General features: G+C 79.9%; 1 protein-coding gene. It reads right to left on the bottom strand.

All coding sequences use genetic code 11. The annotated features are described in order from the left end of the window. A partial coding sequence (locus KBX37_RS35145) for a 3'-5' exonuclease (protein ID WP_305798133.1) occupies positions 1-925 on the bottom strand: 925 nt, incomplete at both ends.

Genomic DNA, 925 nt, shown 5'->3' with positions numbered 1-925 from the left:
GGGTTGATGGGGCTCGTCGTCGTCCACGGCCGACGACCCGGTAGCGCCGGGCCGGGCCGCTGCCGCCGAGGCGGTCAGGGCGGCGCCGTCGCCCGGCCGGTCGGGGGCGACCCGGCCAGTGACCGCGGCACGGTCACCGGCCCCGTCCGGGGCGGTCGCTGCGGCACCGTCGCCCGGTCGGTCGGCGACTGGGCTCGTCACCGCGGCACGGTCGCCCGGCCGGTCCGCCGCCGGGGCGGTCGCTGCCGCGCCGTCGCCCGGTCGATCCGCCGTCCGGCCGGTCGCCTTCGATCCGGTCGGCGTCAAGTCGCTCGGCATCGACCCGCGCGCCGGGCCGGCCGGCGTCGAACCGGGCACCGGGCCGGCCGGCGTCGAACCGGGCACCGCGCCGGCCGGCTTCGGGCCGGGCACCGGGTCGGTCGGCGCTGGGCCGCCCGCCCCGGTCGCGGGTGGCTCGGTGGTGCCCAGCTCGTGCAGGAAACGGCTCGGCTGCTCCTCGTGGTCGTCACCGCCGACCGCCGCCGAGGCGACCGCGGTGACCAGCAGCCGGCGCCGGGCCCGGGTCACCGCGACGTGGAAGAGCCGGCGCTCCTCGTCGAGCAGGGCGGAGGTCTGGCCGACCAGGCTGGCCCGGGTGCCGGCGCCGTCGGCCCGGCCGGCGAGCACGTCGACCAGTCGCTCGGAGCCGAGCAGGCTGCCGCGCAGCCGCAGGTCGGGCCAGATCCCCTCCTGGACCCCGGCGACGGCGACCAGGTCCCACTCCAGTCCCTTGGCCGCGTGGGCGGTGAGCAGCCGGACCGCCTCGCCGCGGTCCGCGCTGGCGGCCAGGGTGTCGGCCGGCAGGTCCTGGCCGAGGACGTGGTCGAGGAAGACCTCGGTACGCGCGCCGGGCAGCCGGTCGGTGAAGCGGGCGGCGGCGTCGAAG

The organism is Micromonospora sp. U56 (assembly GCF_018070095.1).
Lineage (GTDB): Bacteria > Actinomycetota > Actinomycetes > Mycobacteriales > Micromonosporaceae > Micromonospora > Micromonospora purpureochromogenes.
This window is presented reverse-complemented; position numbering and strand designations above follow the sequence as displayed.